Consider the following 25,891-nt stretch of genomic DNA (forward strand, 5'->3'; position numbering starts at 1 on the left):
CCCCATGATTTGCCCCCCGGCACGTTCGTTTAGATCAGACTAAACGAGATTCCCGAGGGCGGAACCCCCCCAAGCGGGAATCTGCCACGAGGGATTCCGCTCGAGACTGTCCGTCGGCTGCAGCTATCGCGCTGTCGGCGACGACGTCGGCGACGATGCCGGCGGGCGGAACGAGGAGACTCGGCGCACGAGCCACGAGGCCGCGAGAATTCGCAGTGGCGCCTCCCGTACGAGCGCGTGGCGGAGGGACCGCGGGAGGACCCCGGCGGGCCGGGCGAAGCGGCGTCGCGCCTGGGCAAGCTTGTTGAGGGTCTCCACGGAGGCCGCCGCCCCGAGCAGTATCTCATCGAGGAGGTCACGATCCGCGCGGGACAGCACTCGAACAGCATCCGGCGCGAGCGCGATGATGCGCCGTGCGATCGTGTCGAGGTCCGACAGGTCCTTCACGTCCCACCCGGTCGCCCCGCGCCGATTGTAGACAGCCCCGAAGAGGTGAATCCGGATGAGCTTCACCACGACGGCAGCGCGCCCGCGCCGCGCCAGCTGGGCGACAGAGTCTGCACCGAGGAGAGCCTGCACAAAGTGCAGCTCGCGGGAGATCGAGCGTGCCGAGAAGGTGACGCGATCTGCCGCGTCGTCGTGGATGAGGTACGCGGGCCCAGCCGCATCAAAGCTGATGGGTTCGCCCGAGAACCAGACACGGAGGGAGAAGGCGTTGTCTTCTCCCGTACCCGATCCGGTCGCGAGCCGAATGTCGCCGAGCCGGGAACGCGAGACCAGCCCGAGCGGAGCGCTTCGGTAGGCGAGGCGATCCCGAACCGGGTCGAGCCGGCGGGTTCGAAACGGCCGGACGGGAGGCGTCGCAACTCCCTGGCCGCTCGCGTGCGCAAGCCGTGGGATCACCATCGACGCGTCGTCCCTCTTCTGCACCCGCACCCACGAGTCCACAGCTCCCGGTGCCAACTCGTCATCCGACCCCATAAGGGCGGTGAAACGGCCCGTAGCCGCGTCGAGTCCGGCGTTGAAGGGCCCGGAGGGGCTGGCGATTCCATCGGTGTGCTCGAGCAAGCGGAGGCGTGGGTCGGTGCCGAACTCGCCCAGGTTCACTGCGATTCCCGCAGGGTCGGTGTTGTGGCAGACGACGGTGACCCGCACGGGAGATCGGGTGTGCCGGAGCACTGAACCGACTGCGCGGGCAATCGGGCGGGCCGGGTTGTGAACGGCGATGATCACGTCGACCAGGGGCTGGTCGTCGGAATCCGTCATAGGGAAACCCTATAGACTCAGCGACCGTGCGAATTCTCAGCGTCGTCGGCGCCCGCCCCCAGTTCGTGAAGCTTGCTCCGATCTCCACTGCCGCGACCGCGGCCGGGATCGAGCACATCATCGTTCACACGGGCCAGCACTACGACCCGCTGCTCTCTGACGTCTTCTTCTCCGAGCTGGGCATCCCCGCTCCCGACGTTCACCTCGGCGTCGGATCCGGTGGCCACGGTGCGCAGACCGGGGCGATCCTCGGAGCGCTCGATGATGTCTTCGACAGCTACGCGCCCGACTGGGTGCTCGCCTACGGCGACACGAACTCCACCCTCGCCGCCGCCATCAGCGCGGTCAAGCTCCACCATCCGCTCGCGCACCTTGAGGCGGGCCTGCGGTCGTTCAATCGGCGGATGCCGGAGGAGCACAACCGAGTGCTGACCGACCACGCCGCCGACCTCTGCCTCGCACCCACTGCCGTCGCGATGAAGCACTTGGCGAACGAGGGGTTGGCCGACCGATCGGTCCTCGTCGGCGACGTGATGACCGACGTGCTGTTCCGCGTTCGCGACCAGGTGCTGAGCACCGGCTCGAAGCTTGTTGACGAGTTGGGCCTCACGGCAGGCGACTACTCCATCGCGACGATTCATCGAGCGGAGAACACGGACGACCCGGCGCGGCTCGCGCAGATCGTCGAGGGGCTCTCGGCGCAGGGCCATCGCGTAATTCTGCTGGCGCATCCGCGGGTCGTCGCGAAGGCCGCGCTGCACGGTATCAGCCTCACCACCGGCTCCCTCGAGGCGCACTCCCCCGTCTCCTACCCCGACCTCATCGCGGCGGTCCTCGCGAGCCGAAGCGTCATCACTGATTCGGGCGGCCTCCAGAAGGAGGCGTTCCTGCTGCGGGTGCCCTGCACCACGATCCGCTCCGAGACCGAGTGGACCGAGACGGTCGACCTGGGCTGGAACGTCCTCGCGAACACCACTGAGGAGATCTCGGCCGCCGTGACCCGTGAACGCCCGCCAGCCACGACTGACACACCCTACGGCGATGGGTTCGCCGCGGAGCGGGTCGTGTCGCTGCTGGCCGAACGCTCAGGCAAGTAGCGCTTCGACCGCGTCGGCCCAGACCCGCACCTGCACTCCCGCAGAGAGGTCTTCGGCAGCCCGGTCAGAGGCCTCCTTCCACTCCTGCGTGCGTTCGGGCGTGAGCGCGTCAATCGCGTGGCGCAAAGAATCGGGCTGGAAGCCGGCGAGCACCTCACCAATGCCCGTCTCGGTCACGACCCTGGCCATCTCGGGCGAGGGACCGACGATGACTCCGAGTCGCGCCTGAACGTAATCGAAGAGCTTATTGGGCAGGGCCCACCTGTTGTTGAAGTTGGTGGGCGGCAGGATGTGCACGCCGATGTCGAAGCGGTTGAGCGTCTGTCCGAGCGCCGCGTAGGGGACCGGATCACGCAGGGTCACTCCCGGCACCGACTCGATCCGCGCGCGCAGCTCCTCGAGATAGGCGGGGTCGTTGGGGGTCAGATACAGGTCGAGTGTCACCGGCCTGATGGCGGCCTCGACGGCGTCGATCATGATGTCCAGCCCCCGGCTGCGCAGGCACGCGCCGCTGTGCACGAGCCGGATCGGTTCGCCCACCGACCCCACCGGCAGGTCGCGGTATGGCGCGGCGTTGGTGACGACGCCTGCGGTGATTCCATACTCCTTTTCGTATTGACGCGCGATACCCTGGGCGACCGTCGTGACCGATCCCGCATCCGGGAGGAAAGCCCGGCACATCCAACGCATAAACGGCGCGACGAACAGGCGCCATTTGAGATTGTCGAGCTTCTGGCGCGGAGCGAATTCGTGCAGGTCGGCGTGGACCCCGCTCGTCGGCCGGAGCGAGAGCGCGAGGCCGACGGAGTCGATGTCGTTCGCAACGACCACGTCGAAGCGTGCGACCGGCAGCATCTCGGCAGCGGCGGAAATCGCGCGATTGGACCAGTACGCGCTGGTGTAGCGGCGGAGCACGAGGAGCGCCCTGTCGTATTGCCACACCTGATTCTCGGCCGGAATCTCGAAATGCCCCGCGACCCCGGCCGGCGCTGGGCCGTGGCCGCACGTGTAGAGGTCATACCGGTCCGAGAAGAGGGCAACCTGTTTGAGAACGCGGGCATCACTCGCGATCGTGGAGAACGAGAGCACGAGCAGTTGCGGGCGGGTCATTTCGGTCCAGTCTTCCACAGCGCGTCGATCGCGAGGCCCCAGATGCGGACCTGGCTCTCGGCAGAGAGGTCGTGCGCGGCGGCGTGCGCGCTCGACTTGGCGGTCAGCACCTCGCTGCGCGAGAGTGTGCGCAGGACCGTGGCCAGCGCCTTCGCCGAAAAGTCCGTCGTGACGTAACCGAGCCGGTGTTCAGAGACGTACGCAGCCATCTCCGCCGAGGGGCCGACGATGACGCCGAGCCGCGCCTGAACATAGTCGAAAAGCTTGTTCGGCAGCGCCCACTCGTTATTGAAGTTCGTCGGCGGAAGCACGTGCACCCCGAGGTCGTAGTCGTTCAGGGTATCGATGAGGGTCTCGTACGGTACGGGCTCCCGCACAGTCACGCCGGACACCCGTGCAGCGTAGTCACGAAGCTCGGCGAGGTAGCCGGGGTCGTTCGGCGTGAGGTACAGGTCGAGGTCGACATCGGTGTCGGCCAGCTCGACCGCCTCGATGAGGGTCATGAGCACTCGGTTGCGCAGACACGCCCCGCTGTGTACCAGGCGCACCCGATCACCGACCGCGCGGGGCTCGAGCTGCGCGAACGGCGCGGCATTGGTCACGATCTCCGGCACGAACCCGAACTCGCTCTCATACTCCCTCGCGAGCCCCCCGCCAACGGTGGTCCAGGATCGGGCGCGAGCGACGTATCGCCTGCAGAGCCAGTCATAGAACGGCTTGATCCGCCGCTTCCACGCCGGGTTCTCCTCGTGGAGCCTCGGGCTGTATTCGTGCAGGTCGGCGTGCACACCGTGAGGTGGAGCGAGTCCGAGGGCGACGGGAACGGTCTCGACGTCGTTGGCCAGCACGGCGTCGAAGGCGCCGCGCGCGAGCTGTCCACGGGCGAAGTCGACGGCACCGATCCTCCAATAGGCGCGGTTGTACATGCGGAGTGTGATGTAGCGGCCGTACGGCACCAGGGGTCCCACGTCGTCCGGAATCTGGATGTGGGCGGCGACCCCGTCGGGAGCCGGACCGAATCCGCACGTCGTCACGCTGTAGGTAGTGGAGAAATGCCGCACTTGCTTGAGTACTCGAGCGTCACCCCGGATCGGGGAGAAGGACAGGATCAGCAAGCTGCGGGAGAAGGTCACGAGATCATTCTCCCCCGCGCCCGGCGCCCGGCCCGCCTCCCGGCTCGGAGAGGAAGGCGTCAAGGGCTCGGGCCGACAGGAGCCCGTTGTGTACCGAGGTCACGAACCGGGGGCCGTCGCCCGCGCGCCGGCGGTAGGGTGCGGGATCGGCGATGATCCCGCGGAGGACCTCTTCGATGTTCGCGCCCGTCGCTTCGACGATCGGGAGGGTTTCTCCCGTCGCCTCAAGCACGTGCCTCCTGACGTCGTCGCTGACGTGCGACACGACCACGCGCCCAGCAGCCATGGCCTCACAGGCCGCGACCCCGTAGCTTCCGATGCGGAACTGGTCGAGAACGATATCGGAGGAGCGGTAGACCTCGGGCATGTCGGAAGCGGCCACCCGCTCGACCCGCCGGTATCGGAGGAGCCCCTCATCGTCGAGCTGCTGCAGGATGGGATCGACGAGGTCGGAGCCCTTCACTGCGGCGCGGCTCGGTGCGTGGGCAACCACGGGAAGGCCGTGTGCCTGAAACGGCAGCTGGTCGGTGCTCCACGCGTCCGGCTCGATCACGACAGGCAGCCAGGTGGCGCCCGGCACGTCGACGAGCAGATCTGGCGTCGACACGAACACCGGCCGGCCGAGGGACTCCAGCAGGGCGAGGTTGCGGCGTGCCTGCTTCTCAAGCGTCGGGGTGAGATCCCACAGTCCATCGCGGAATGGCGAGTCTGCGTGCCTGGCCGCGTGCCGGCTGGGGAGCCGGATGTCGCTGCCGTGACAGAGCATCGCGACGCCGATTCCGCGTCGCCCCAGTTCGCGGACCTCTGCGGGGAGGCTTCCGCGGAAAGCGCCCGCGAACAGTATCCGCTCTGCTTCGACGAGAACGTGGGTGAAGTTCTCGTGAACGTAGGCCGCCTGTCGTTCCTGCCACTCTCTGGACCACGAGTAGACGCCGACCGGCACGACATAGTCCGCCGGAAAGCCATACTCCGTGCCAACCCGGTAGGCCATGTTGACGGCGTCGGCGTCGTTCCCGAATCGTCGCACCGCCCTCGCCCACTGGTATCCCTGGCCGGCCCAATTGACGGGTCCGATGTAGAGGCGCGTCGATGCGGCGGGCACGGGCGGCAGGGGCGGCAGGTCATCCGGGGAGAAGGAGATGGAGCGGGGAAGGATACGCGCTATGGCACGGTCCGGAAGCAACGCGAGTACTCGACCGATCGCGTTCTGTAGCCAGGTAGGAAGATTGATGTCGGCTCCGCCGTTCAGACAGTCACGATCGAACTACCGGGCGACCCGGTAGAGAAGATAGCGCACGAGGGTCGACTCCCGATCGAACAGGAAGATCGGGTTCCGCGGCACGATCGTCGTCCACCGTGGCGCACGGCTTCGTGCCACCATCGCCCCCACGACGTGCTGCACGTCGGGAGCAGCCCGGATTGCCTCGAGCACGCTGCGGTCTGCTCGCGCAAATGGTCGGAGACAGCCCGGCCCGAACTGAATTATCCGGTCGACGAGTCCGCTGAACTCAGCGAGCGCCGGCCGCTCCCAGTCGGCCTCGTCGCCCCTCGCCCGCAGCGCCCCGAGCACGTGGATTCGAAGCAGCTTGACCGCGAGCGCCCGGCGCACACGCGATGGGAGCCGCATCGCCCACGGCTGATCGATGAGGTGGGCCAGCGGGTACATGGCGACCGACACGGGTCGCGGTGTCATCGTGACCCGATCCGCCGAATCCGCCCCGATCACGTAGCAGGGGCTGTCCCCCAGGAAATCGATGGGGGACGCGTGGCTCCAGAGCCACATCCCGAATTCGAGATCCTCGCCGACGAGCATCGCCGGGTTGAAGCGCAGTCCGTTCCGCTCGATGAGCTCTCGCCGGATGAGCCCGAGCGGTGCGGTGCGGTAGAAGAGCCGGTCGGAGACGACGTCGAGATCGCGGGTTCGGTTACGCCGCACGAGGGGGTTGCGCAGTACTTCACCGCTCTGGTGACGCAGGCGCACGAGCACGACCTCGCTGCTGCGCCGTTCGACGTGCGAGACGAGTGCATCGACCGCGCCGGGTTCGAACCAGTCATCCGACCCCATGACCGCGACGTAATCACCGGTCGCCTGGCGCAAACCCTCGTTGAAGGGTCCGGACGGACTCGCGATCCCGTCGGCGAATTCGATAATCCTCAGGCACGAGTAGTCGATCCCCTCGAGCTGCCGCTGGATCTCCCCCGCCGGGATCCCGTGGCAGATGATGCTCACTCGCAGGCGTTCCGGGGTCATCCCCGCGATCACCGACTCAACGGCCCTGCGAATCGGGCGGAGCGGGTCGTGGACGGCGATGATCAGATCAACGACCGGCGCATTCGTCATCAGACCAGTCCGGCGAGGGCGGCCTGCACAGCGAAGTCGGGAACGTCGCGCACGACTTCGTCAAAGGTGCCCCGGGCGACGATGCGGCCGTCCCTCATGAAGCACACCTGGTCGTTGTCGCGGATGGTCGACAGCCGATGCGCGACGGACACGATGGTGACCTCTCCGCGCAGCCCGCGGATGGCCATCGCGACGTCCGACTCCGTCTTCGTGTCGAGGGCGCTCGTGGCCTCGTCCATTACAAGGATCAGCGGATCGCCGAACAGGGCGCGGGCAACGCCGAGTCGTTGCCGCTGACCGCCGGACAGGGACATCCCCCGATCGCCGACCCGCGCATCCATCCCTCCCGGCCTCGCCTCGACGACCGGCCAGAGCTGAGCGCGCTCGAGCGCCGCCCGCACCTTGTCGTAGTCGATCGCGGTTCCCCAGCTGAGCGCGACATTCTGGGCGATGGTGCCGTCGAAGAGCGCGACATCCTGCGGCACGTAACCGACGCGGGAGCGCCAGTCAGCGAGCACTTCCTCGAGCGGCTCCCCGTCGATCGTCGCGGTGCCCTCCGAGGGCACGAGCAGACCGAGCAGCACGTCAACGAGCGTCGATTTACCCGCGCCTGAGGACCCGACGAGGCCGAGCGAGCTTCCCATCGGGACGACGATGTCGATGTCGGTGAGCGCCGGGCCCTTGCCGCCGGGGTAGGTGAAGCCGACTCCGGCGAGTTCGAGAACGCGGGGGCTCTGCTTCAGTGAGCGGTGGCCTATCTGCTCGGCGTTCCTGACATAGCTCTCCGCGTCGAGGATGTCGCCGATGACAGCCTGGACCTGGGGGATGTTGGCGTGTGTCTGCGTGATGATCGCCTGGAAGCCGGTGAGGGTCGGCACGAGTCGGAACCCTGCGACGCCGAACAGAGCCACTGCGGAGAACGCGGCGGACATGCCGCCGGTGATGTACGCGACGCCGCCGACGAGGAGGAATCCGCCGACGAGCGCGGCATCCAGCACGAACTTCGGTACTGCGCCGAGGAAGCTCAGGTTTGCCCGTGCGCGCGTCGTGTGGATGCGGTTGTCGTGCACCACCTGCGCGACCTCGCCCGCTTTGTTGCGCAGGGTGATCTCCTTGAGCGCGGAAACCATGTCGGTCATGAGGCTCGCGACCCGGAACGAGTAGTCGCGGTTGACGCGTCCCGCCTGCACGGACTTGCGCGCGACCCAGAAGTACAGCAGTAGCGCGATGAGGCCGAGGTAGGTGATGGTCACAGCTGCTGTGACGGGCTGGGCGATGATGAGAACGGCCATCACCGACGCGAACGTCGTGAGCATGGTGGGAAGGGAGATGACGGGGATCAGGAATCCCGCGGTCACGTTCGCGATGCCGACGTCGGCCAGGCGCACGAGCTGGGATGTGTTGCGCCTCAGTCGCTCCGTCCACGGCGCTCTGATGTAGGCGTCGAAGAGCCGATCGCCGACCTCGAGCTCGAAGGTCGCGAACCGGCGGGTCGCGAACCATTGCAGCGTCACCGAGAGGGCGGATTTCACGATGATCAGGCCGCAGACGACGACGAGGATCCACACGTAGCCGTCGACGCCCACCTCGCCGACCACAGGCAGCTGGACCGGGTCGCCGACGACCATCGCACTGAGCGAGATCGCGAGCAGCGCGAGCGCCACGATGTCGAGGATGGCCAGCGCCGACGTGCCAATCATGTACATCCAGAGGAACGACCGTGCTTTCGCCGGCAAAAGCGGCAGCAACGGTCGCATGGTGGCGATGATCAGCTTCACGGGACTCGCATTCTTGTGGGCGTTAGCCAACAATAATCGTTGCACATCCCGCTGCCTGTGTGCCCTGCGCTCGGGGTCCGGCGGCGCGGGCGCTCAGTCGCTGAGCAGAAAGGGGCGGAGGGCGTCCGCCGATGCACGCCCGTCGTGCACTAGCCGGGCGAACGTCACACCATCTGCCGCGACCTCGCGATAGTGCTCCCGCTCGGTCGCGATGCGCCGAATGGCGGCCTCGAGGGTTGCTACTGTTGCCTGCACGACGGGCACCTCAACCCCGAACTCTCGCGCGACGTGGTGGCGCACCTGGTCGTGTACGTGGCCAACGACAACCCGCCCCGCCGCCATTGACTCGATTGCCGCCGTGCCGTACGTGCCGATTCTGAACTGGTCGAGCACGATGTCAGCACCGCGATAGAGCGCCGGCATTTCGCGGGCTGCCACCCCTCGCGCGCGCTGATACTCGATCACCCCCTCGTCGTGGAGCCGTGTCATCGCCGGTTCGATCAGGTCCGACCCCTTTACGATCGAGCTGCTGGGGGCGTGAACGACACGCGGGCGTGCGTGGACCAGGGGCATTTCGTCGCACCACCACTTCGACCCGTCGACGACGACCGGCAGCCAGTGCCCGTCCGGCCAGTCGAGGAGCAGGTCGGGCGTCGAGAGGTACACCCGCGCACCGATCTCGGCGAGCAGCCGCCGATGGTCGAGTGCCTGCGCCTCGAGTGTCGGAATCACCCCCCAATCCGAATCGCGAAACGGTGACCACTCGTCGATCGCACGGTGCCTGCTCGGCAACCGTAGGTCGCTGCCGTGGCTGACCATCGCGACGTTGACCCCCCTCGCGCGGAGCGCCGCGATCTCCTTCGCGGGGGACAAATCAAACAGCTCACCGAAGATCGGTCTTTCCGCCTCGTAGAGAACGTGGGTGAAGCCCCCCGCGACGGCTGCGAACTGCGCCCGCTGCCACGACCGTGACTTGCGGAACACCCGCACTGGCACGGCGTTGTCGCTCGGGAATCCGTAATCGGGGTCGCCGCGGTACTGCATGCTGACCGCGCCGACATCGGGAAGGAGTTCGGCCGCGCGAGCCCATGCGAATCCCTGCGCCGCGAAGTTGACTGGAGCGATGTACAAGCGGGTCGTGGCGACGGGCACCGTCGGCGGAGCGGGAACATCGGCCGGAGCGAACCCGTATTTGGCCGGGTTGACGCGCTGCGCTACCGACTCGGGCACGAGTGCGAGCACGCGGTCGACGGCGCGGGCTACGGGCTTCGGCCACCTCTGCTTCCAGCCGGCCAGAATCGAAACGACTTTCATCTGCCGTCCCCTTCTCGATGCAGTGTCTGGGACTGCCCCGAAACCGCAGCTCACATCATCCCACGGGGTAATGAAGCTGATGTTGCCCGTGGCAACGGGTCCGTTGATCCGTGCGTTTGATGACCCTCGCGACCTCCCCCTGTCCCGGCAATTCGGCTCCGGATACACCGCCGCGCACCCTGCTGCTAATCTTCAGCGTGCCATCCTCCACGCCCCCCTTGCCGCGGGCTCCCCGACTCGATTCCCTGACGGGCCTGAGGTGGTGGGCGGCCTTCGGCGTGTTTACCCACCACATGACCAACCTCGCTCCGCTCCCGATCGCAGCGGCGCTCTCCTATGGGAACTTCGGGGTCATGTTCTTCTTCGTGCTGTCGGGGTTCGTGCTCACCTGGTCGGCGAACACCGTCGTCTCGGCGCCCACGTTCTGGTGGCGCCGATTCGCGCGCATCTACCCCGCGCACTTCGTCGCTCTTCTCCTGGCGATCCCAGTGTTCTACTCCTTCGCCCCCGATCCGGCCGACTGGTGGGTCAAGCCCGTCGATCTCGGCATCCTCGTGCTGTCGGTGTTCCTCGTGCAAGGCTGGTCACGAGATCCAGTCGTATTGTTCTCTGGCAACCCGGCGGCGTGGACGCTCACCTGCGAGGCCTTCTTCTACACGCTTCACCCGGCGATCAACCGCGTGCTGCGCGGCCTGACGCTGCGCCGCACATTCGCAGCTGGCATGGCGCTCATCGCCGCAGGGTTCGCCTACCGCGCCCTGACCGTGCTCCTCCCCGAGACGTTCGGGGTGCCTCTGCCATTTCCCGTCGCGCGGCTGAGCGAGTTTGTGCTCGGGATGTTCGCGGCGCACGCGATCCGCATCGGCTGGCGCCCTCGCCTGTCGCCTGTCGCGATCTACATCCTCGGCGCCGCGTTCCTCGCCTGGCTGGTGCTCTCGCCGAGGCTGCTGCCCGGCGCGGTGGTGGGCGCCGCCATCCGCGCGAGCGCCAACGAGTGGATGATTATTCTGTGCCTCCTGCTCATTATTGCGGTTACCACACGGGACCTCACCCAGCGCCGGTCTCTGCTGCGCAGCCTGCCGCTCGTGAAGCTGGGTGAATGGTCTTACTGCTTTTACCTCGTGCACGCGACAGTGATCTACGTGGTTCTCGCGAGGATCGACAGACGCGAGCCGGGATGGAGCAACCTCGCCTGGTACGCGTTCATGCTCGTCGTCTCGATTGTGCTCGCCGCTGCACTCCACTACGGGGTCGAGAAGCCCGCAGAGCGTGCGTTGCGAGCGTGGTGGGACCGCAGGCTTGTCCGGCGCGCGAAGCAGGCCGAGCTACAGGTCACCGGTGATTCGGCTCCCGCGATCCGGCTCCGATGACCACGTCGCTCGCCCGCTCGGCCACGGCCCGGATTGACACGTTGTCGGCAGCCCACGCCGCGATCCTCGACCGGCGTTCGGGTCGGGCCGGGGCATTGACGGCGTCCGCCATCGCCCGCTCCACCTCGGTCACGTCGTATCCGACGGCCCAGCCCAGCGAGGCATCCGTTACGAGCGCACCGGTTGCTTCTGCGCCGGCGAAGATGACGGGTGTGCCGCACGCGGCGGAGGCGAGGATCTTGGTCGGTCTCGCGAAGTCGTAGCCCTCGCCCGGCCGGATGCTCGCCAGGGTCGCGGTCGCCCCCCGCAACCACTCCGCAGCGACCGCGGCAGGCGCTCGGGGAAGGAACCTGACCGCGCCGGGCGGGAGCGCCCGCGCGAGGTCCTGAAGGTGCTTCCAGTCGGACCCGTGCCCGAGGAACACCAGTCGGGCATCTGGTCGGTCCTCGAACAGCCGCTGAAAGGCCTCGACGAAGACGGCGGCGCCCTGCACCTCAGACGCCGTACCCGCGTAGAGCAGGTAGGGCGCAGCGAGATCGGCAGCTGGGCCGTCGAGCGAGAATGTGCTGGTGTCGACGCCGTTTCCCACCGTCGCAATGAGCTTGCGCGCGCCGAGCTCGCCGACCCGCAGCGTGACGCCGTCGGTGACCGAGAGCACCGCGGCCGAACCCCGGATCGCCCAGCCCTCGACGGCGCGCACCGCGCGCACGATCAGCTTCGGGGCGGCGGTCGCGGCCGCATCCGACCAGATGTCCGCCGCGTAATAGACGTACGGGATGCGGCGAATGGCGCAGACGAGGCGCACGATGGCCCCGGTGGTCGGCGGCGGCTCGACCACCACGACATCCGGCCGTTCGACGGCCAACAGCCGGAGCAGCAGGGGCACATCGAAGCTCAGGTACTGCAGATAGCCCCGCACGTAGCCGGCATCGTCGCGCCACACGGGGACGCGCCGCACGTCGACGGTCCGATCGATCGGATGCGATGCCGCGCCCGGCACCGCTGTCGTGAGCACCGTGACATCGGCTCCCCGGTCGTGCAACGCGTGGGCGAGGGCCGTCAAACGAAATGATGCCGCTGCAGGCTCCGGCGCAAAGATCCGGCTCGCTATGACGACGCGCATACGCTCAGAACGAGACCGACTGGCCCGTTCTCGCCGACTCGGTCACACCCTCGACGACCGCGAGCGTCTTGAGCCCCTGCTCCATGGTGACGACGTCGCTCGGCAGTCCGAGCACCGCGTCGCGGAAGGCCTCGAGCTCGACCCGCAACGGCTCCCTCTTGGGGAACGCATACCGGGTCACATCACCCTCGCTCACGCCGCGGAAAGCCGTGACCGACTCCCACTCGAGCGGGAACGTGCCGTTCGCGTAGAACGTGAGGTCGCCCGTGGAGGTGTCGGCGACGAAGGTGCCGAGCTCGCCCGTAACGATCGCGACGCGCTCCTTCATCGGGCTCAACCAGTTGACGACGTGGTTCACGATGACGCCGTTCTTGAGGCATCCGCTCGCGATGACCATGTCCTCGTGCGGTCTGCCGCTCTTGAGCGCAATCTGACCGAAGACGGTCGAGTACGCGCTCTGCGCCACCCAGGCTGTGAGGTCGACATCGTGCGAGGCGAGGTCCTTGGCGACGCCCACGTCGGCGATGCGGGCCGGGAACGGCCCCTGTCGGCGAGTCGCGATCTGGTAGACGGCGCCGATGTCGCCGGCCTCGATGCGGCGACGCAGCTCCTGCAGCGCGGGGTTGAACCGCTCGATGTGCCCGACCGCGCCGATGAGACCGGCGGCGCCAAACGCCTCGACCATGCGGAGTCCGGATTCGACCGAGTGGGCGATGGGCTTTTCGACGAGCGTGTGGACTCCCGCCGCAGCAAGCTTCAGCGCGGCATCCTCGTGGAACCGGGTCGGCACCGCGACAATCGCGATGTCGAGCCCGAGATCGATGAGCGCCTCGACATCGGGCAGGATCGACAGGGACCCACCCACCCCGTGCGCGTCTCCGCCGGGGTCGGCGATACCCACAAGCTCGATGCCGTCGACCTCGCGGAGCACGCGGGCGTGGTGGCGGCCCATCTGCCCGATTCCGAGCAGTCCCGCTCGCAGGTCGGCCATCAGGCGCCAGCCCCGGCGAGCGCGTTGACGGCGCGCACGATGCGTTCGAGATCACCCTGCCCGAGGGACGGATGGACCGGCAGCGACACAACCTCGCTCGCCGCTTTTTCCGTCTCGGGCAGCTCGAGCCCTGGCGCGAATCGTGTGAGCGACGCCAGCCGGTGGTTGGGCACCGGGTAGTAGACGCCTGAGCCGACCCCGTACTCGTTCTTGAGGGCGGCCTGGAATCCGTCGCGGTCCTCACCGACCCGCACTGTGTACTGGTGATAGACGTGCACTGCGCCGTCGGCGACAGGCGGCACGACCACTCCGGTGAGGTTCTCGCTGAGGAACGCGGCGTTGCTTCGGCGTTGCTCTGTCCACCCGCCCACCTTGGTGAGCTGCACTCGGCCGATCGCCGCGTGGATGTCGGTCATGCGGTTGTTGAACCCGATGACCTCATTCTGGTACTGCGCCTCCATGCCCTGGTTACGCAGCAGTTTGACCCCGCGCACGAGCTCCGGCGTCTCGCATGCGACCATGCCGCCCTCGCCCGAGGTCATGTTCTTGGTGGGGTAGAGGCTGAACACGCCGAACTGGCCCATCGTGCCGACCGCCCGGCCGCCGAGCGAAGCGCCGTGTGCCTGCGCGGCATCCTCGAAGATCATGATGCCGTGCTTGGCCGCGATGGCCTCGAGCTCGACCATCATGGCCGGATGCCCGTAAAGGTGCACGGGCATGATCGCCTTCGTGCGGGGAGTGATCGCCGCCTCGACGGAGGCGGGGTCCAGGCCGAAGTACCGCGGCTCGATGTCGGCGAATACGGGGCTGGCGCCGGTCAACGCCACCGAGTTCGCGGTCGCGGCGAAGGTGAACGAGGGCACGATGACCTCGTCACCCGGCCCGATTCCGGCAGCGAGGAGGCCGAGGTGCAACCCGGAGGTGCCGGAGTTCACGGCAACGCAGGTACGTCCCCCGACGAAGACCTCGGCGAACTCCTGCTCGAACGCTGCCACCTCTGGGCCCTGGGCGACCATGCCGGATCGCATCACCCGGTCGACAGCCGCTCGTTCCTCCTCGCCGATTATTGGTTTCGCGGGGGGGATGAACGGTTCAGTCACCAGGCACTGCCTCTCTCATAACATCATTGACGATTTCATAGCTCGCGCCGCTGTCGGGGCAGCGCCAGAGCGTGCCGTGCTGTTCGAGCGGAACCCCAGCCCGGCCGACCCAGGCGATACGGCGGGCGGGGACACCCGCGACGAGCGCGTGATCCGGAACATCCTTTGTCACGACCGCTCCGGCGGCGACCGTCGCCCAGCGGCCGATTGTCACGGGGGCGATGCACACGGCGCGGGCGCCGATGGCTGCCCCCTCCAGAATTGTCACCCCGACCGGCTCCCAGTCGTGCGCGCTCTTCAGCGAGCCGTCGGGGTTGATGGCACGCGGGTAGGTGTCATTGGTGAGCACGACGGCCGGACCGATGAAAACCCCGTTGCCGAGCACGGCCGGCTCATAGACGAGCGCATAGTTCTGCACCTTGCAGTTGTCGCCCAGCACGACACCCGTGCCGATGTAGGCACCTCGTCCAATGACGCAATTGGCGCCCAGCTCGGCGTTCTCCCGCACCTGGGCGAGGTGCCAGACGGCGCTGCCCTGGCCGACGGTCGCGGTCGGTGAAACGTCTGCTGACGGCGCGATGCGCGTCTCGGCATGAATGGTCACTGCGTCTCCCTGCACCACTCGCGAACCGGTGGCGTGCCCGCCCAGACTATCCCGTTCTGCCAGAATGGTCGGATGCAGCCCTCCACCGACGCCCAGCCGCCGCCGCGCGACGACGAGGCGTGGGTCGTCATCCCGCTCTACAACGAGGCCACCGTTATCGCAGGCGTCGTCACCGAACTGCTCGACGTCTTCAGTCACGTCGTATGCATCGACGACGGCAGCACGGACGGCTCAGGCGATGTGGCCCGGCACGCGGGCGCCAGGGTGCTCCGCCACCCGTACAACCTCGGCCAGGGGGCGGCTCTGCAAACCGGGATCAGCTATGTCCGGCAGCAGGCTGGCGCGAGATACATCGTGACCTTCGACGCCGACGGCCAGCACCGCATCGTCGACGCCATCGCCATGGTGCATGAGGCGAGGGAACGCGACCTCGCGATCGTGTTCGGCTCGCGGTTCCTCGACGCACGCACGAACCCCGGCCGGATCAAGAAGGTAGTGCTCAAGACCGCCGTGTGGGTGACCAACCGCACGACGGGACTGCGACTGACCGACGCCCACAACGGCCTGCGAGTCATCCGCCACGACGCCGCCCTGAGCGTCAACATGCAGCAGGACCGCATGGCGCACGCGACCGAGATAGTGCTGCAGCTGGGCCGGTCGCACCTGCCGTGGGCCGAATACCCCGTCGAGGTCGTGTACTCGGACTACTCCAAGGCCAAGGGGCAATCCGTGCTGAACTCGATCAACATCCTGGTCGACCTGATCGTGAACTGACCGAGGAGGTTATATGTGGATCCAACCGGTACTGATCATCTCGATGATCGCGATCGCCGTCTACCTCACCCGCTCGACGCCGAGCGATCGGCATCTCGCGATCCGCCGCATGCTGCTCTTCGGTGCGCTCGTAGTCGGCATCGCGCTGGTTCTCGTTCCCGAGTGGCTCACAGCGATAGCCCGAGTCGTCGGCATCGGACGGGGAACCGACCTGCTGGTCTACGGCTCGATCGTCGCTTTCCTGCTCTACGTTGTGACCGACTACAAACGCTCCGTGCAGCAGGATCGCGCGACGACGAGCCTCGCCCGCGAGCTGACCCTCGCCGAGGCCCGCATCGAGGACCTCACCGCGCGCCAACGCGACGAGCACTGAACCCTTCGCTCCACCCGCATCAGACCAAAAGGAACACCGCTGTGAAAATCGCTGTCATCGCCCTCGGCAAGATCGGGCTGCCTCTCGCCGTGCAGTTCGCCTCGAAAGGGCATGAGGTGGTCGGCGTCGACATCAGCCCGCGCACTGTCGAACTCGTCAATGCGGCGAAGGAACCATTCCCCGGCGAGGCGCACCTGCAGGACAAGCTCGCCCGGCTCGTGCCGACCGGGCGCCTGCGCGCGACCACCGACTATGCGGATGCCGTTCCCGGCGCTGACGCCGTCGTGATCGTCGTGCCGCTGTTCGTCGACGACGAGGCGAGGCCCGACTTCGGCTGGATGGACTCCGCGACGCGCTCCCTCGGCGAGCACCTCACCCCCGGAACCTTGGTGTCCTACGAGACCACACTGCCCGTCGGGACGACACGCACACGCTGGAAGCCCATGCTTGAGGAGGTCTCCGGACTCGTCGAGGGCACCGACTTCCACGTCGTCTTCTCGCCGGAGCGCGTGCTCACCGGCCGTGTCTTCGAGGATCTGCGCAAGTACCCCAAGCTCGTCGGCGGCCTCTCCGAGAAGGGCACCTCTCTCGCGATCGACTTCTACGAGAGTGTGCTCGACTTCGATGTGCGGGACGACCTCCCCCGCGGCAACGGCGTCTGGGACCTCGGCTCGGCCGAGGCATCCGAACTCTCCAAGCTCGCCGAGACGACCTACCGGGACGTCAACATCGGGCTCGCGAACCAGTTCGCCCGCTTCGCGGCTACAACCGGCATCGACATCTACAAGGTCATCGAGGCCTCGAACTCGCAGCCCTTCAGCCACATCCACCAGCCGGGCATCGCGGTCGGCGGCCACTGCATTCCGGTCTATCCCCGCCTGTACCTCTGGAATGACCCCGACGCCACGGTGGTCCGCGCGGCGCGCGAGGCGAACTCAGGCATGCCGGCCTACGCGGTGAGCCTCGCCGAGAGCGCCCTCGGCCAGCTCGCGGGCCGCTCGGTTGTCGTGCTCGGCGCGGCCTACCGCGGCGGGGTCAAGGAGACTGCGTTCTCGGGCGTCTTCCCCGTCGTCGCCGCCCTGGAGGCGAAGGGTGCCACCGCGCTCGTGCACGACCCCCTGTACACGGACGAGGAGCTCACCTCCCTCGGGCTGGCCCCCTACACCCCCGGCTCCGCAGTCGATGCGGCCGTCGTTCAGGCGGACCACGCCGAATACGCCGATCTCGGGCCAGCCGACTTCCCGGGCATCCGAGCTTTCATCGACGGCCGCCGGGTGAGCTCCGCGGCACAGTGGCCCGGGATCATCTACCTGGTCATCGGCGCAGCTTAACCGAAGCGGGCGCTGAGCCGGTGCCGCCGGTCAGCAGGCGGTGATGCGGTAGAGCTTGGCCGGGCCCTCACGATCGACGAGCTCAACGACCCCCGATGATGCCAGCCCGACGAGCCCCGGGTACTCCTCGAGGCCGTCGAAGCCGCGATCGTGCCCCACATCGCCCGCGGATCGCCCGAAATCGAGCACGTACTCGACTCCCAGCTCGCGCACGGCGGGGCACACCTCCGGGTCGTCGAGCGCCTCATTCAAACGGGTGTTGATGATGACCTTGTTCGGATCGCTGCTGCGATTGAAGTGTGGCGACACCACCTGGCGGTCGGCTATCGCGTAGGCCAGCGAGGTGCCGGTCCACGGGCTTCCCGCGATGACCGCCGATTCCCCGACCTCGTCGGGAAGTCGCTCGATGAGCTCGAATTCGTCTTCGGAGAGGATCGCCACCCAACCGTCGAAGCCGTACTTCTTCGACGCCTCCCACACCTCGTAGCGCACCGCGGCACCCTGAGTTCCGACGACGAGGAGCGCCGTACCGACGACACCCGCCACGATCGGCACGAGCGGGCCGCGGGGCGCCCTCACGACGACGCGCGACCAGACGATTCGTCGGACGAATGAGCAGACCGCGACCACGCCGACGACTGCAACGGGAACGGACACGATCACGATCAGCGACGCCAGCCTGGGCGCATCGTTATAGAAGACCCCACTGACCAGGGTGCGGATGGGCAGCGACGCCACGACCGAGGCGACGAAGTAGAGAATTCCCGGGATCGCCCACGCGACGACGAGCCAGAGCTTCTCCCGCCGGATCACGAGGGTGAGTAACCCGATGACCACGAGCACGCTCGCGAGCACCGCCGCGGGACGGCCGGTCGGCGCGTGCGCGACAACCTCGTAGATTCCGCGCAGCGGCCCCGCGTGCGGCCCCCACGGCGCCGAGAGGCCGATCCGGCCCGCCAGGATCCACGCGCCGGTGAGCGCGCCGATGGAGCCGAGCAGCCCGATCCCGAGCAGGACGGCGTGGACCGGTCGAGGTCCCCGCCTGAGGTAGAGAACGAACCACCCGACCGCGATTGGCACGGTCAGGGCAGCCCAGGAGAGCGCGACCGAAGGTTGGGCCAGCGCGCACGCGACGACCACCAGCCCGAGCGCGGGGATCTGCAGGCCGCGGCCGAATTCGACGCGACCGCCGAGCCGCGCGACTGAGATCGTGAGGGCGAGCGCGACGGGCAGCAGCGCGAGCCCGAGGAAGTACGGGTAGAGAACTCCGTAGTCGAGCACAAGCACGGGGAAGGCGGGGAAGGCGGCGGCGAGCACGCCGGCTGCGACGGGCGCCACCCGGCTGCCGGGAACGATCACGCGGGAGAGCAACACGCTGCCAGAGACCCACACGATGCCCGCGACGACCATGTTCACTCCGTTGGCGACGGCAGCGATCGGAGCGGCGACGAGACTCGCGACGAGCGACGCGACGCCGTGCCACGCCGCGGGGTAGAAACTCGATCTCCCCTCCGGGAGCACGAGCGAGGTGAGATCGAACGACGAGGCACTGCCGGTGTCGGCGATGTAGCGCAGCCCATTGAGGTGGAACGGGGCGTCGAAGGTCTGGGAGATGGCGTCGGGGAATCCGAAGACAGTCACGAGCTGGATCGCGATGAGCACGGTGCCCGCCCCCACCCCGAGTGCGAGCCACGGGGTGTGCGACCGGCCGCGCGGCGACGGCTCCGGGCGCACAGGCCGACGCCAGCCCCGGCGAAGCAGGTAGACGGCCGCGGAGACGATCACGGCGATGGCGGCGACAGGCGCTGCCCCCCACGTGATTCCGAGCTCGGCAAGGCCGATCGCCGAGACGGCGATGACGGCGACTGAAATGGCAGGGGCGGTGGCGAACAGGGTGAAACGGGTGGCGCCCATCGCGAAGGCGAGGGCGAGTCCGGGGAGGTAGACGACCAGGAGTGTCACGCCGATGGTCGGCATCCACTCGAGCCAGCTCATCGGGCGGGCGCTTTGTCGTGGCGCCGACGCCACTCGCGGGCGCCCCAGGCGGACTCGACGATGTCGGCGAAGCTTCGCGACGCCGTCCACGACAGCTCGGCCCCGATGAGGGAGACGTCGGCGATGACCTCGGCCGGGTCGCCCGCCCGGCGCCCAGCGAGCAGCGGCATCACCGTGGAACCGGACACGCTCACGAGGGAATCCAGCAGGGTCCGCACGCTCACGCCGGTGCCCGTTCCGACGTTGAGCACGTCGACCACGGGCTCTCCGGCGAGGTAGTCGAGGGCCGCGAGGTGCGCCGACGCGAGGTCAATCACGTGCACGTAGTCGCGCACGGCCGTCCCATCCGCTGTCGGATAGTCGCCGCCGAAGATGACGGGCGGCTCACCGGCCTCGATGGCGTCCATCGCGATCGTGAGGAGGTTGAGGGATTGCGGGTCGCCGAGGTCGGGCCACCCGGCACCGGCAACGTTGAAGTAACGCAGGCTGAGCACGCCAAGACCCAGAGCGCGGGCGCAGTCGCGGACGAGCCACTCCCCGGCCAACTTCGTCTCGCCGTAGGGGCTGATGGGTGCGGCCAGATCGGACTCGCCCACCGGCAGGCTGAGTGGGTTGCCGTAGACCGCTGCGGAGGATGAGAACACGAACCGGTCTACGGCCGACCCCTCGATCGCGAGCATCAGATTCGCTAACCCTCCGATGTTCTCCGAGTAGTAGCGGGCCGGATGCTCGACTGACTCTCCCACCTGCTTGAGCGCGGCGAGGTGGATGACGGCGGTGACGGAGTGCTCAACGACGGCCGCACGGATCTCGTCCACCGCGCCCACCGAGCTCAGGTCGAGATCGATCAGGATGGCGTTGCCGAGTCCGGGCCCGGGCGTGCCGCTGTCGACAATGACGGGGCGATCGCCCCTCTCCTGCAGCATCCGCACCACATGCGACCCGATGTAGCCCAAGCCGCCGGTCACCAGAATTGCCATGCGGGCAAGTCTACGGACTGGCCGTCGGCCGCCCGACCTCGCCCGCTCAGTTGCAGCCGGTGACCCTGTAGAGGCGCGCGTCGCCCTCGCTGTCGATCAACTCGACAGCGGCCGACTCGCCGAGATCCTCAAGGCCGGAATAGTCGACCTCGCCGTCAGGGTCGCCGCCGTTGATCTCGCGGTCGCCGAAGTCGAGAACGTAGTACGCGTCGAGTTCCTCGACGAACCCGCAGACCTCGTCGCCCGGGGCCGCGTCGCGCAGGGACTCCACGATCTCGAGGGTCGCCTCGTCGCGCTCCCCGTAAATGTGCGGAAGGAGGGCTCGGCGATCCGACAGCGCGTAGACGAGGGAGGCGCCGGTCCAGGGGCTCCCGACGACAGTCGCCTCCTCCGGTACCTCGGAGCCGACCCGGTCGAGCAGGGCGCGTTCGTCCGGTGACAGCAGCGGGGAGCTCGACGTGAACTGATAGGCGTACTGCCCAGTTCTCATCGCGAAGGCGAGAGCCGGGCCCAGCTGGGTGGACAGGCCGAGCGCGAGCACGAGCGCGGCCCCGGTGGCCATCGCGAGAGGGGCCCGGGCCACCCTCGAAGGTTCCATACTGTTGCGGCCGGCACGCGCCGCCCGCGCGCGGAGGAGAGCCGACGTCAACAGGTCGCTGAGCGCCACGACGCCCAGAGCCGCGAGCGGAAGAACGAGCACCGGCAACATCGCGGCTATGCGGAAGCTGTCGTTGTACCAGACCCCGGTGAAGCCGGTGCGGAGCGGCCCCTGGGGGAAGCTCGCGACGATGATGTAGAGCCCGGCCGCGAGCGCGTAGCTACCGACGAGCCACAGCGGAAAGCGGCGTCGGACGACCGCGATGACGCCGACGAGGAGCAGCACGCCGACAACGTAGTCCGCGGGGCGGGCGACGACCGCCCCGGCGAGCGCGCCGTGCACGGCGACGATCAACGACTCCCGCGGCGGCCAGAACGCCGCGCCAGGCGGCCTGATCAGGAGCAGCGCGACGGCGGCCGCGCCGAACGCGGCAGCCGCGATGGCGAACGCCCGCAGATAGCGACTCCAGGGCGCGCGACGGTCGCGCAGCTGCCGCAGGTGGCGCACGACGACCGCGACGCCGATGGGCAGCGAGAATGCCACGAGCGCCATGAGCGTCGTCGGATGCGCGAGGGCGAGCCCCGGCAGCACCCCCACCAGCACGACCCAGCGGACCGGGGCGGTAAGGGTATCGGCGTCCCCTGCCCGCGCCACCAGCACGACGGCCGCGAGAGCGGCCGGGAGCAGGCTGATCGAGAGCAGATTCGGGTAGAGGACTCCGAAGTCCACCATGAGGTAGGGGAACGCGGCGAACGACGCCGACAGCACCCCCGCCGCCAGCAGCGCGACCGGTCGCGGGCCGGCGATCTGGCGAACCAGAAACACGCACGCGAGCGGCCAGACGATCCCGGCGATGGCGATGTTGACGACATTGACCGCCACGGGGATCGGAGCGCCCGTGGCCTGCACCGCGAGGGCGACCAGAGCGTGCCACATGTCAGGGTAGAAGGAGATGCGCCCATCGAGCTGATAGTTGAGGCCGCCGACTTTGAACGGTGACACGATTCCGGTATCGAGAATCCAGCGGATCGCGTTCAGGTGGTACACGTTGTCGAAGGTCTGCGATACGCGTGAGGGAGCTCCGAAAATTGACGCGAAGCGCACGGCAATGGCGACAAAGGCGAAGGCCAGCCCGATCAACGTGGCCAGCCACACGAGGCGACCCGCTGGTTCGACCGCGGGTCGCGGCCAGCGCTTCTGCCAGAGCAACCGCAGCCCGAGGACGAGGGCCGACACCACTGCCGTCGCGGCGACGAGGGACCAGGGCCCCCAGTCGTAGTCGACGAGGTGATTGGCAAGCGACGCCACTGCGACGATCGTCACGGTGAACGCCGGGGCCAGGGCGAGCAGAGCGAAGCCACGCAGTCCAAGTGCCACGCCAGCGGTGAGTCCCGGCAGAATGAGGATCGCCACGGCGGCCAAAAAGACCGGGGTTTCGAAAAGCCAGGCTTGCACTTGGCAAGTCTACTGACGGGCGCCTCGGGATCGGCCCGACCGGGCGGCGTGCGCGGTCTGGGGTACGATTTGGCTGCTGGGAACCCGCCCCGAGCGCACAGAGAGGAACACTGTTGCAGGTTTCGGCGGTCGTGGTGGCCTACAACCGTCGAGAGTTGCTCGTGGAGGCTCTCCGGGCGCTCGGCGCGCAGACCGTGCCTCTCGACTCGATCGTCGTCATCGACAACGCCTCGACAGACGGATCAGCGGATGCTGCCCGGGCGGCCGCCCCGGAGGCCGACGTGGTGATCCTCGAGCGCAACACCGGGGGTGCCGGCGGGTTCGCGGTGGGCATCGAGCGCGCGATCTCGCGGCACTCCGCCGACCTCGTCTGGATCATGGACGACGACACCATCCCGTCCCCCGGCGCCCTCGAGGAGCTCCTGCGCGTGCGCGAGGAGCATCCCGCTCGCCCCGTGGTGCTCGCATCGCGCGTGGTCTGGACCGACGGCACCGACCACCCCATGAACACCCCGCGGCGCAAACCCTTCGTCGGTCGCGCGGAGCGACGCGCCGCAGACTCCGTTGGCGCGGTGGCGGTGCGATCCGCGTCGTTCGTGTCGAGCCTTGTCGACACCGGCGCAATCCGCCAGAGCGGACTCCCGATCGCCGAATACTTCATCTGGAACGACGACTTCGAGTTCACCGCCCGCCTGCTGCGGGCCGGCCGCGGCGTCTATTGCCCGGGCAGCGTCGTCACCCACAAGACGCGAATCCTCGCGAGTACCGACGTCGACCCGGGAAGCCGCTTCTACTACGAGGTGCGCAACAAGATCTGGCTTTTCCGCCACTCGCGCGCTCTCTCACCCGTCGAGAAGCCGCTCTACATCGGTGTCTCGATCGTGCGGTGGGCGAAGACGCTCCTGCGCTCGGCCGACCGCGCCACGCTCCTCTCTGGCCTTCGGAACGGAACTCGTGATGGGTTCGCCCGGCCACCGAGCAGCAACTCCGCGTTCCTATCGGGGCTGGGACCGGTGTCCGAGGCGATCGCCCGTTTCGAGAGCCCTCGGACCGGCTGATGGAAACGACGGATCTTCCCCCGTTCTCGCTGCTCCTTCCCGTGTATGCGGGAGACTCGGCCGCGCACTTGGATCGCGCTTTCCGCAGCTCGGTACACCAGCAGAAGCTGCCTCCGTCAGAAGTCGTGCTCGTTCAGGACGGCCCGGTCGGCGCCGATCTCGTTTCGAAGATCGCCGAGCTGATCAAGATCTCCACGGTTCCGGTGCGCCTTGTGCCGATCCCCCAGAACGTCGGGCTCGCCAGGGCCCTGACGATCGGGCTCGCGGAATGCGAGAACGACGTCGTCGCCCGGATGGACGCCGACGACATCTCCCTCCCAGAGCGGTTCGCCGTGCAGATCCCGCTCATCGCGCAGGGGCACGAGCTCGTCGGTTCGGGCATGTACGAGTTCACCGAGGACGAGGCCGGGATCGAGACGCTCGGCGCGACCCGCAACCCGCCGACGGAATCCGGGGACATCGCGCGCACCGCCCGCTTCCACGACCCCTTCAACCACCCGACCGTGGTCTATACGAAGACCGCCGTCGTGCGGGCCGGCGGGTACGGACCGCCCGCGCTCATGGAGGACTACTTCCTGTTCGCGCGAATGATCGCCGACGGCGCCCGCACCTGCAATTCGGCGCAGTGGCTTGTCATGTATCGCGTCAGCTCTGGGGCGTACAAGCGTCGGGGCGGGCTGACCCTCCTCGGAAGCGAGCTCACCCTGCAGCGGGAGTTGCGCCGGATCGGCTTCACCTCGAGAAGCCAATGGCTCCGCAACGTTGTCATCCGCGGCGGCTACCGACTCATCCCCCAGTCCGTGCGGCGGGCGATCTACGGCAGGTTCATGCTGCGAGGACACCGGTCCTGACCGGCTCTGCGGGCTCTATCCGCTATCTTTGAGAGTTGGCGACAGACCGCCGCACCCCCAAATGCAAGGATTTCCAGGTATGTCGGTAGATCTCGTAGTCGTCGGCTCCGGCTTTTTCGGACTCACCATCGCCGAGCGCGCTGCGAGCGAACTCGGCCTCAAAGTGGTCGTGATTGACCGCAGAAATCACATCGGCGGCAACGCATACAGCGCAGCCGAGCCGGAGACGGGTATCGAGGTGCACCAGTACGGCGCCCACCTGTTCCACACGTCGAACAAGCCGGTGTGGGAGTACGCCCAGAAGTTCACGCGATTCACCGGTTATCAGCATCGCGTCTACACCAACCACGGCGGCGAGGTGTATCCGCTGCCGATCAACCTCGGGACGATCAACCAGTTCTTCCGCGCGGCCTATTCCCCCGACGAGGCGCGTGCGCTGATCGCCGAGCAGGCGAGCGAGTTCAGCTCAGGCGACGCAGGGAATCTCGAGGAGAAGGCCATCTCCCTCATCGGCCGCCCTCTCTATGACGCCTTCATTCGCGACTACACGGCGAAGCAGTGGCAGACCGACCCGAGGAACCTGCCGGCGGAGGTCATCGCGCGACTGCCCGTGCGTTACAACTACGACAACCGCTACTTCAACGACCCGTTCGAGGGACTCCCGGTCGACGGGTACACCGCCTGGATCGAGCGGATGGCTGACCACCCGAATATCGAAGTTCGACTGGGCACCGACTACTTCGATGAGGACCAGGAGATCAACAAGGCTGCGACCGTCGGCAACGTCCCCGTCGTCTACACCGGCCCGGTCGACCGTTACTTCGACTACCAGGGCGGCGAGCTCAGCTGGCGCACTCTGGACTTCGAGCAGGAGGTCCTCCCCGTCGGCGACTTCCAGGGGATCCCGGTGATGAATTACGCTGACACTTCGGTGCCGTACACGCGGATCCACGAGTTCCGTCACTTCCACCCGGAGCGGAACTATCCCACCGACAAGACGGTCATCATGCGCGAGTACTCGCGATTCGCCACCCGCGACGACGAACCGTACTACCCGATCAACACCGCCGAAGACCGGGAGAGTCTGCTGACCTATCGAGGGCTTCAGTCCGGGGAATCGGGCGTGCTGTTCGGCGGCCGGCTCGGCACCTACAAGTACCTCGACATGCACATGGCAATCGGGTCGGCTCTGACGATGTTCGAAAACAAGCTCAAGCCGCTCTTCAGCGCACGGGCCATCAAGTGAGGA

The 25,891-nt window shown here is 67.6% G+C and carries 22 protein-coding genes; 8 read left to right on the forward strand and 14 right to left on the reverse strand.

Going from position 1 to position 25,891, the window contains the following annotated elements:
- Window positions 1-123 precede the first annotated feature (123 nt).
- A complete protein-coding gene (locus BHD05_RS15445; protein WP_161887220.1) occupies window positions 124-1,266 on the reverse strand; it encodes a glycosyltransferase family 2 protein in 1,143 nt (380 codons plus the stop codon).
- 26 nt (window positions 1,267-1,292) lie between these two features.
- Between BHD05_RS15445 and wecB the strand changes: the two genes are divergently transcribed.
- A complete protein-coding gene (wecB, locus tag BHD05_RS15450; protein ID WP_161887221.1) occupies window positions 1,293-2,363 on the forward strand; it encodes a non-hydrolyzing UDP-N-acetylglucosamine 2-epimerase in 1,071 nt (356 codons plus the stop codon).
- Here wecB and BHD05_RS15455 read toward each other — a convergent pair.
- The 6 genes from BHD05_RS15455 to BHD05_RS15480 all read right to left on the reverse strand — a co-directional run bounded on the left by BHD05_RS15455 (window position 2,352) and on the right by BHD05_RS15480 (window position 10,039).
- A complete protein-coding gene (locus tag BHD05_RS15455; protein ID WP_161887222.1) occupies window positions 2,352-3,473 on the reverse strand; it encodes a glycosyltransferase family protein in 1,122 nt (373 codons plus the stop codon). The genes wecB and BHD05_RS15455 overlap by 12 nt on opposite strands.
- Entirely contained in the window at window positions 3,470-4,606 is a 1,137-nt protein-coding gene (locus BHD05_RS15460) for a glycosyltransferase family protein (RefSeq protein ID WP_161887223.1), read from the reverse strand. The genes BHD05_RS15455 and BHD05_RS15460 overlap by 4 nt, the downstream gene beginning before the upstream one ends.
- A gap of 4 nt (window positions 4,607-4,610) precedes the next feature.
- Window positions 4,611-5,789: a hypothetical protein gene (locus BHD05_RS15465; protein ID WP_161887224.1), complete on the reverse strand. Its 1,179-nt coding sequence runs from the start codon at window positions 5,787-5,789 to the stop codon at window positions 4,611-4,613.
- Between the two features lie 81 nt (window positions 5,790-5,870).
- Window positions 5,871-6,947: a glycosyltransferase family 2 protein gene (locus BHD05_RS15470; protein ID WP_161887225.1), complete on the reverse strand. Its 1,077-nt coding sequence runs from the start codon at window positions 6,945-6,947 to the stop codon at window positions 5,871-5,873.
- Window positions 6,947-8,725 (reverse strand): ABC transporter ATP-binding protein, encoded by a 1,779-nt coding sequence (locus BHD05_RS15475; protein WP_161887226.1) that lies wholly within the window; start codon window positions 8,723-8,725, stop codon window positions 6,947-6,949. The genes BHD05_RS15470 and BHD05_RS15475 overlap by 1 nt, the downstream gene beginning before the upstream one ends.
- A 93-nt stretch (window positions 8,726-8,818) precedes the next feature.
- The gene (locus tag BHD05_RS15480) at window positions 8,819-10,039 is read right to left on the reverse strand and encodes a glycosyltransferase family 4 protein (RefSeq protein ID WP_161887227.1); all 1,221 of its coding nucleotides are present in this window, start codon (window positions 10,037-10,039) and stop codon (window positions 8,819-8,821) included.
- A 293-nt stretch (window positions 10,040-10,332) separates the two neighbouring features.
- Between BHD05_RS15480 and BHD05_RS15485 the strand changes: the two genes are divergently transcribed.
- Entirely contained in the window at window positions 10,333-11,409 is a 1,077-nt protein-coding gene (locus BHD05_RS15485) for an acyltransferase family protein (RefSeq protein WP_236966581.1), read from the forward strand.
- Here BHD05_RS15485 and BHD05_RS15490 read toward each other — a convergent pair.
- The 4 genes from BHD05_RS15490 to BHD05_RS15505 all read right to left on the reverse strand — a co-directional run bounded on the left by BHD05_RS15490 (window position 11,372) and on the right by BHD05_RS15505 (window position 15,227).
- Window positions 11,372-12,472, reverse strand: coding sequence for a glycosyltransferase (locus BHD05_RS15490; protein ID WP_236966582.1), 1,101 nt, complete (start codon window positions 12,470-12,472; stop codon window positions 11,372-11,374). The genes BHD05_RS15485 and BHD05_RS15490 overlap by 38 nt on opposite strands.
- Before the next feature lie 64 nt (window positions 12,473-12,536).
- Window positions 12,537-13,523: a Gfo/Idh/MocA family protein gene (locus tag BHD05_RS15495; RefSeq protein WP_161887230.1), complete on the reverse strand. Its 987-nt coding sequence runs from the start codon at window positions 13,521-13,523 to the stop codon at window positions 12,537-12,539.
- Window positions 13,523-14,626, reverse strand: a complete 1,104-nt coding sequence (locus BHD05_RS15500) for a DegT/DnrJ/EryC1/StrS family aminotransferase (protein ID WP_202614388.1) — start codon at window positions 14,624-14,626, stop codon at window positions 13,523-13,525. The genes BHD05_RS15495 and BHD05_RS15500 overlap by 1 nt, the downstream gene beginning before the upstream one ends.
- Window positions 14,616-15,227, reverse strand: a complete 612-nt coding sequence (locus BHD05_RS15505) for an acyltransferase (RefSeq protein ID WP_161887232.1) — start codon at window positions 15,225-15,227, stop codon at window positions 14,616-14,618. Before BHD05_RS15505 ends, BHD05_RS15500 begins: the two co-directional genes overlap by 11 nt.
- Window positions 15,228-15,299: 72 nt before the next feature.
- Between BHD05_RS15505 and BHD05_RS15510 the strand changes: the two genes are divergently transcribed.
- Genes BHD05_RS15510 through BHD05_RS15520 form a run of 3 tightly spaced genes read left to right on the forward strand, consistent with a single transcriptional unit; the run spans window position 15,300 to window position 17,705 of the window.
- Window positions 15,300-16,001 carry a glycosyltransferase family 2 protein gene (locus BHD05_RS15510; protein WP_161887233.1) on the forward strand — a complete coding sequence of 234 codons (702 nt, stop codon included), beginning with the start codon at window positions 15,300-15,302 and terminating at the stop codon, window positions 15,999-16,001.
- Window positions 16,002-16,014: 13 nt separating this feature from the next.
- Window positions 16,015-16,374 (forward strand): DUF2304 domain-containing protein, encoded by a 360-nt coding sequence (locus tag BHD05_RS15515; RefSeq protein ID WP_161887234.1) that lies wholly within the window; start codon window positions 16,015-16,017, stop codon window positions 16,372-16,374.
- A 41-nt stretch (window positions 16,375-16,415) separates the two neighbouring features.
- Window positions 16,416-17,705: a nucleotide sugar dehydrogenase gene (locus BHD05_RS15520; RefSeq protein ID WP_161887235.1), complete on the forward strand. Its 1,290-nt coding sequence runs from the start codon at window positions 16,416-16,418 to the stop codon at window positions 17,703-17,705.
- Between the two features lie 30 nt (window positions 17,706-17,735).
- Here the strand turns inward: BHD05_RS15520 and BHD05_RS15525 are convergent, their stop codons facing one another.
- From BHD05_RS15525 to BHD05_RS15535, 3 genes are read right to left on the reverse strand one after another with little or no spacing between them, the layout of a single operon-like run.
- On the reverse strand, window positions 17,736-19,700 hold the full coding sequence (locus BHD05_RS15525; RefSeq protein ID WP_161887236.1) for a DUF6541 family protein: 1,965 nt from the start codon (window positions 19,698-19,700) through the stop codon (window positions 17,736-17,738).
- Window positions 19,697-20,680: a UDP-glucose 4-epimerase GalE gene (galE, locus tag BHD05_RS15530; RefSeq protein WP_161887237.1), complete on the reverse strand. Its 984-nt coding sequence runs from the start codon at window positions 20,678-20,680 to the stop codon at window positions 19,697-19,699. The genes BHD05_RS15525 and galE overlap by 4 nt, the downstream gene beginning before the upstream one ends.
- 46 nt (window positions 20,681-20,726) lie before the next feature.
- On the reverse strand, window positions 20,727-22,733 hold the full coding sequence (locus BHD05_RS15535) for a DUF6541 family protein (RefSeq protein ID WP_161887238.1): 2,007 nt from the start codon (window positions 22,731-22,733) through the stop codon (window positions 20,727-20,729).
- Window positions 22,734-22,846: 113 nt separating this feature from the next.
- Between BHD05_RS15535 and BHD05_RS15820 the strand changes: the two genes are divergently transcribed.
- The 3 genes from BHD05_RS15820 to glf all read left to right on the forward strand — a co-directional run bounded on the left by BHD05_RS15820 (window position 22,847) and on the right by glf (window position 25,888).
- Window positions 22,847-23,791 carry a glycosyltransferase family 2 protein gene (locus BHD05_RS15820; RefSeq protein WP_236966583.1) on the forward strand — a complete coding sequence of 315 codons (945 nt, stop codon included), beginning with the start codon at window positions 22,847-22,849 and terminating at the stop codon, window positions 23,789-23,791.
- The gene (locus BHD05_RS15825; RefSeq protein WP_202614242.1) at window positions 23,791-24,642 is read left to right on the forward strand and encodes a glycosyltransferase; all 852 of its coding nucleotides are present in this window, start codon (window positions 23,791-23,793) and stop codon (window positions 24,640-24,642) included. Before BHD05_RS15820 ends, BHD05_RS15825 begins: the two co-directional genes overlap by 1 nt.
- A gap of 79 nt (window positions 24,643-24,721) precedes the next feature.
- Entirely contained in the window at window positions 24,722-25,888 is a 1,167-nt protein-coding gene (glf, locus tag BHD05_RS15545; protein WP_161887239.1) for a UDP-galactopyranose mutase, read from the forward strand.
- Window positions 25,889-25,891: the final 3 nt, after the last annotated feature.

This window comes from Marisediminicola antarctica, from assembly GCF_009930795.1.
Classification (GTDB): domain Bacteria; phylum Actinomycetota; class Actinomycetes; order Actinomycetales; family Microbacteriaceae; genus Marisediminicola; species Marisediminicola antarctica.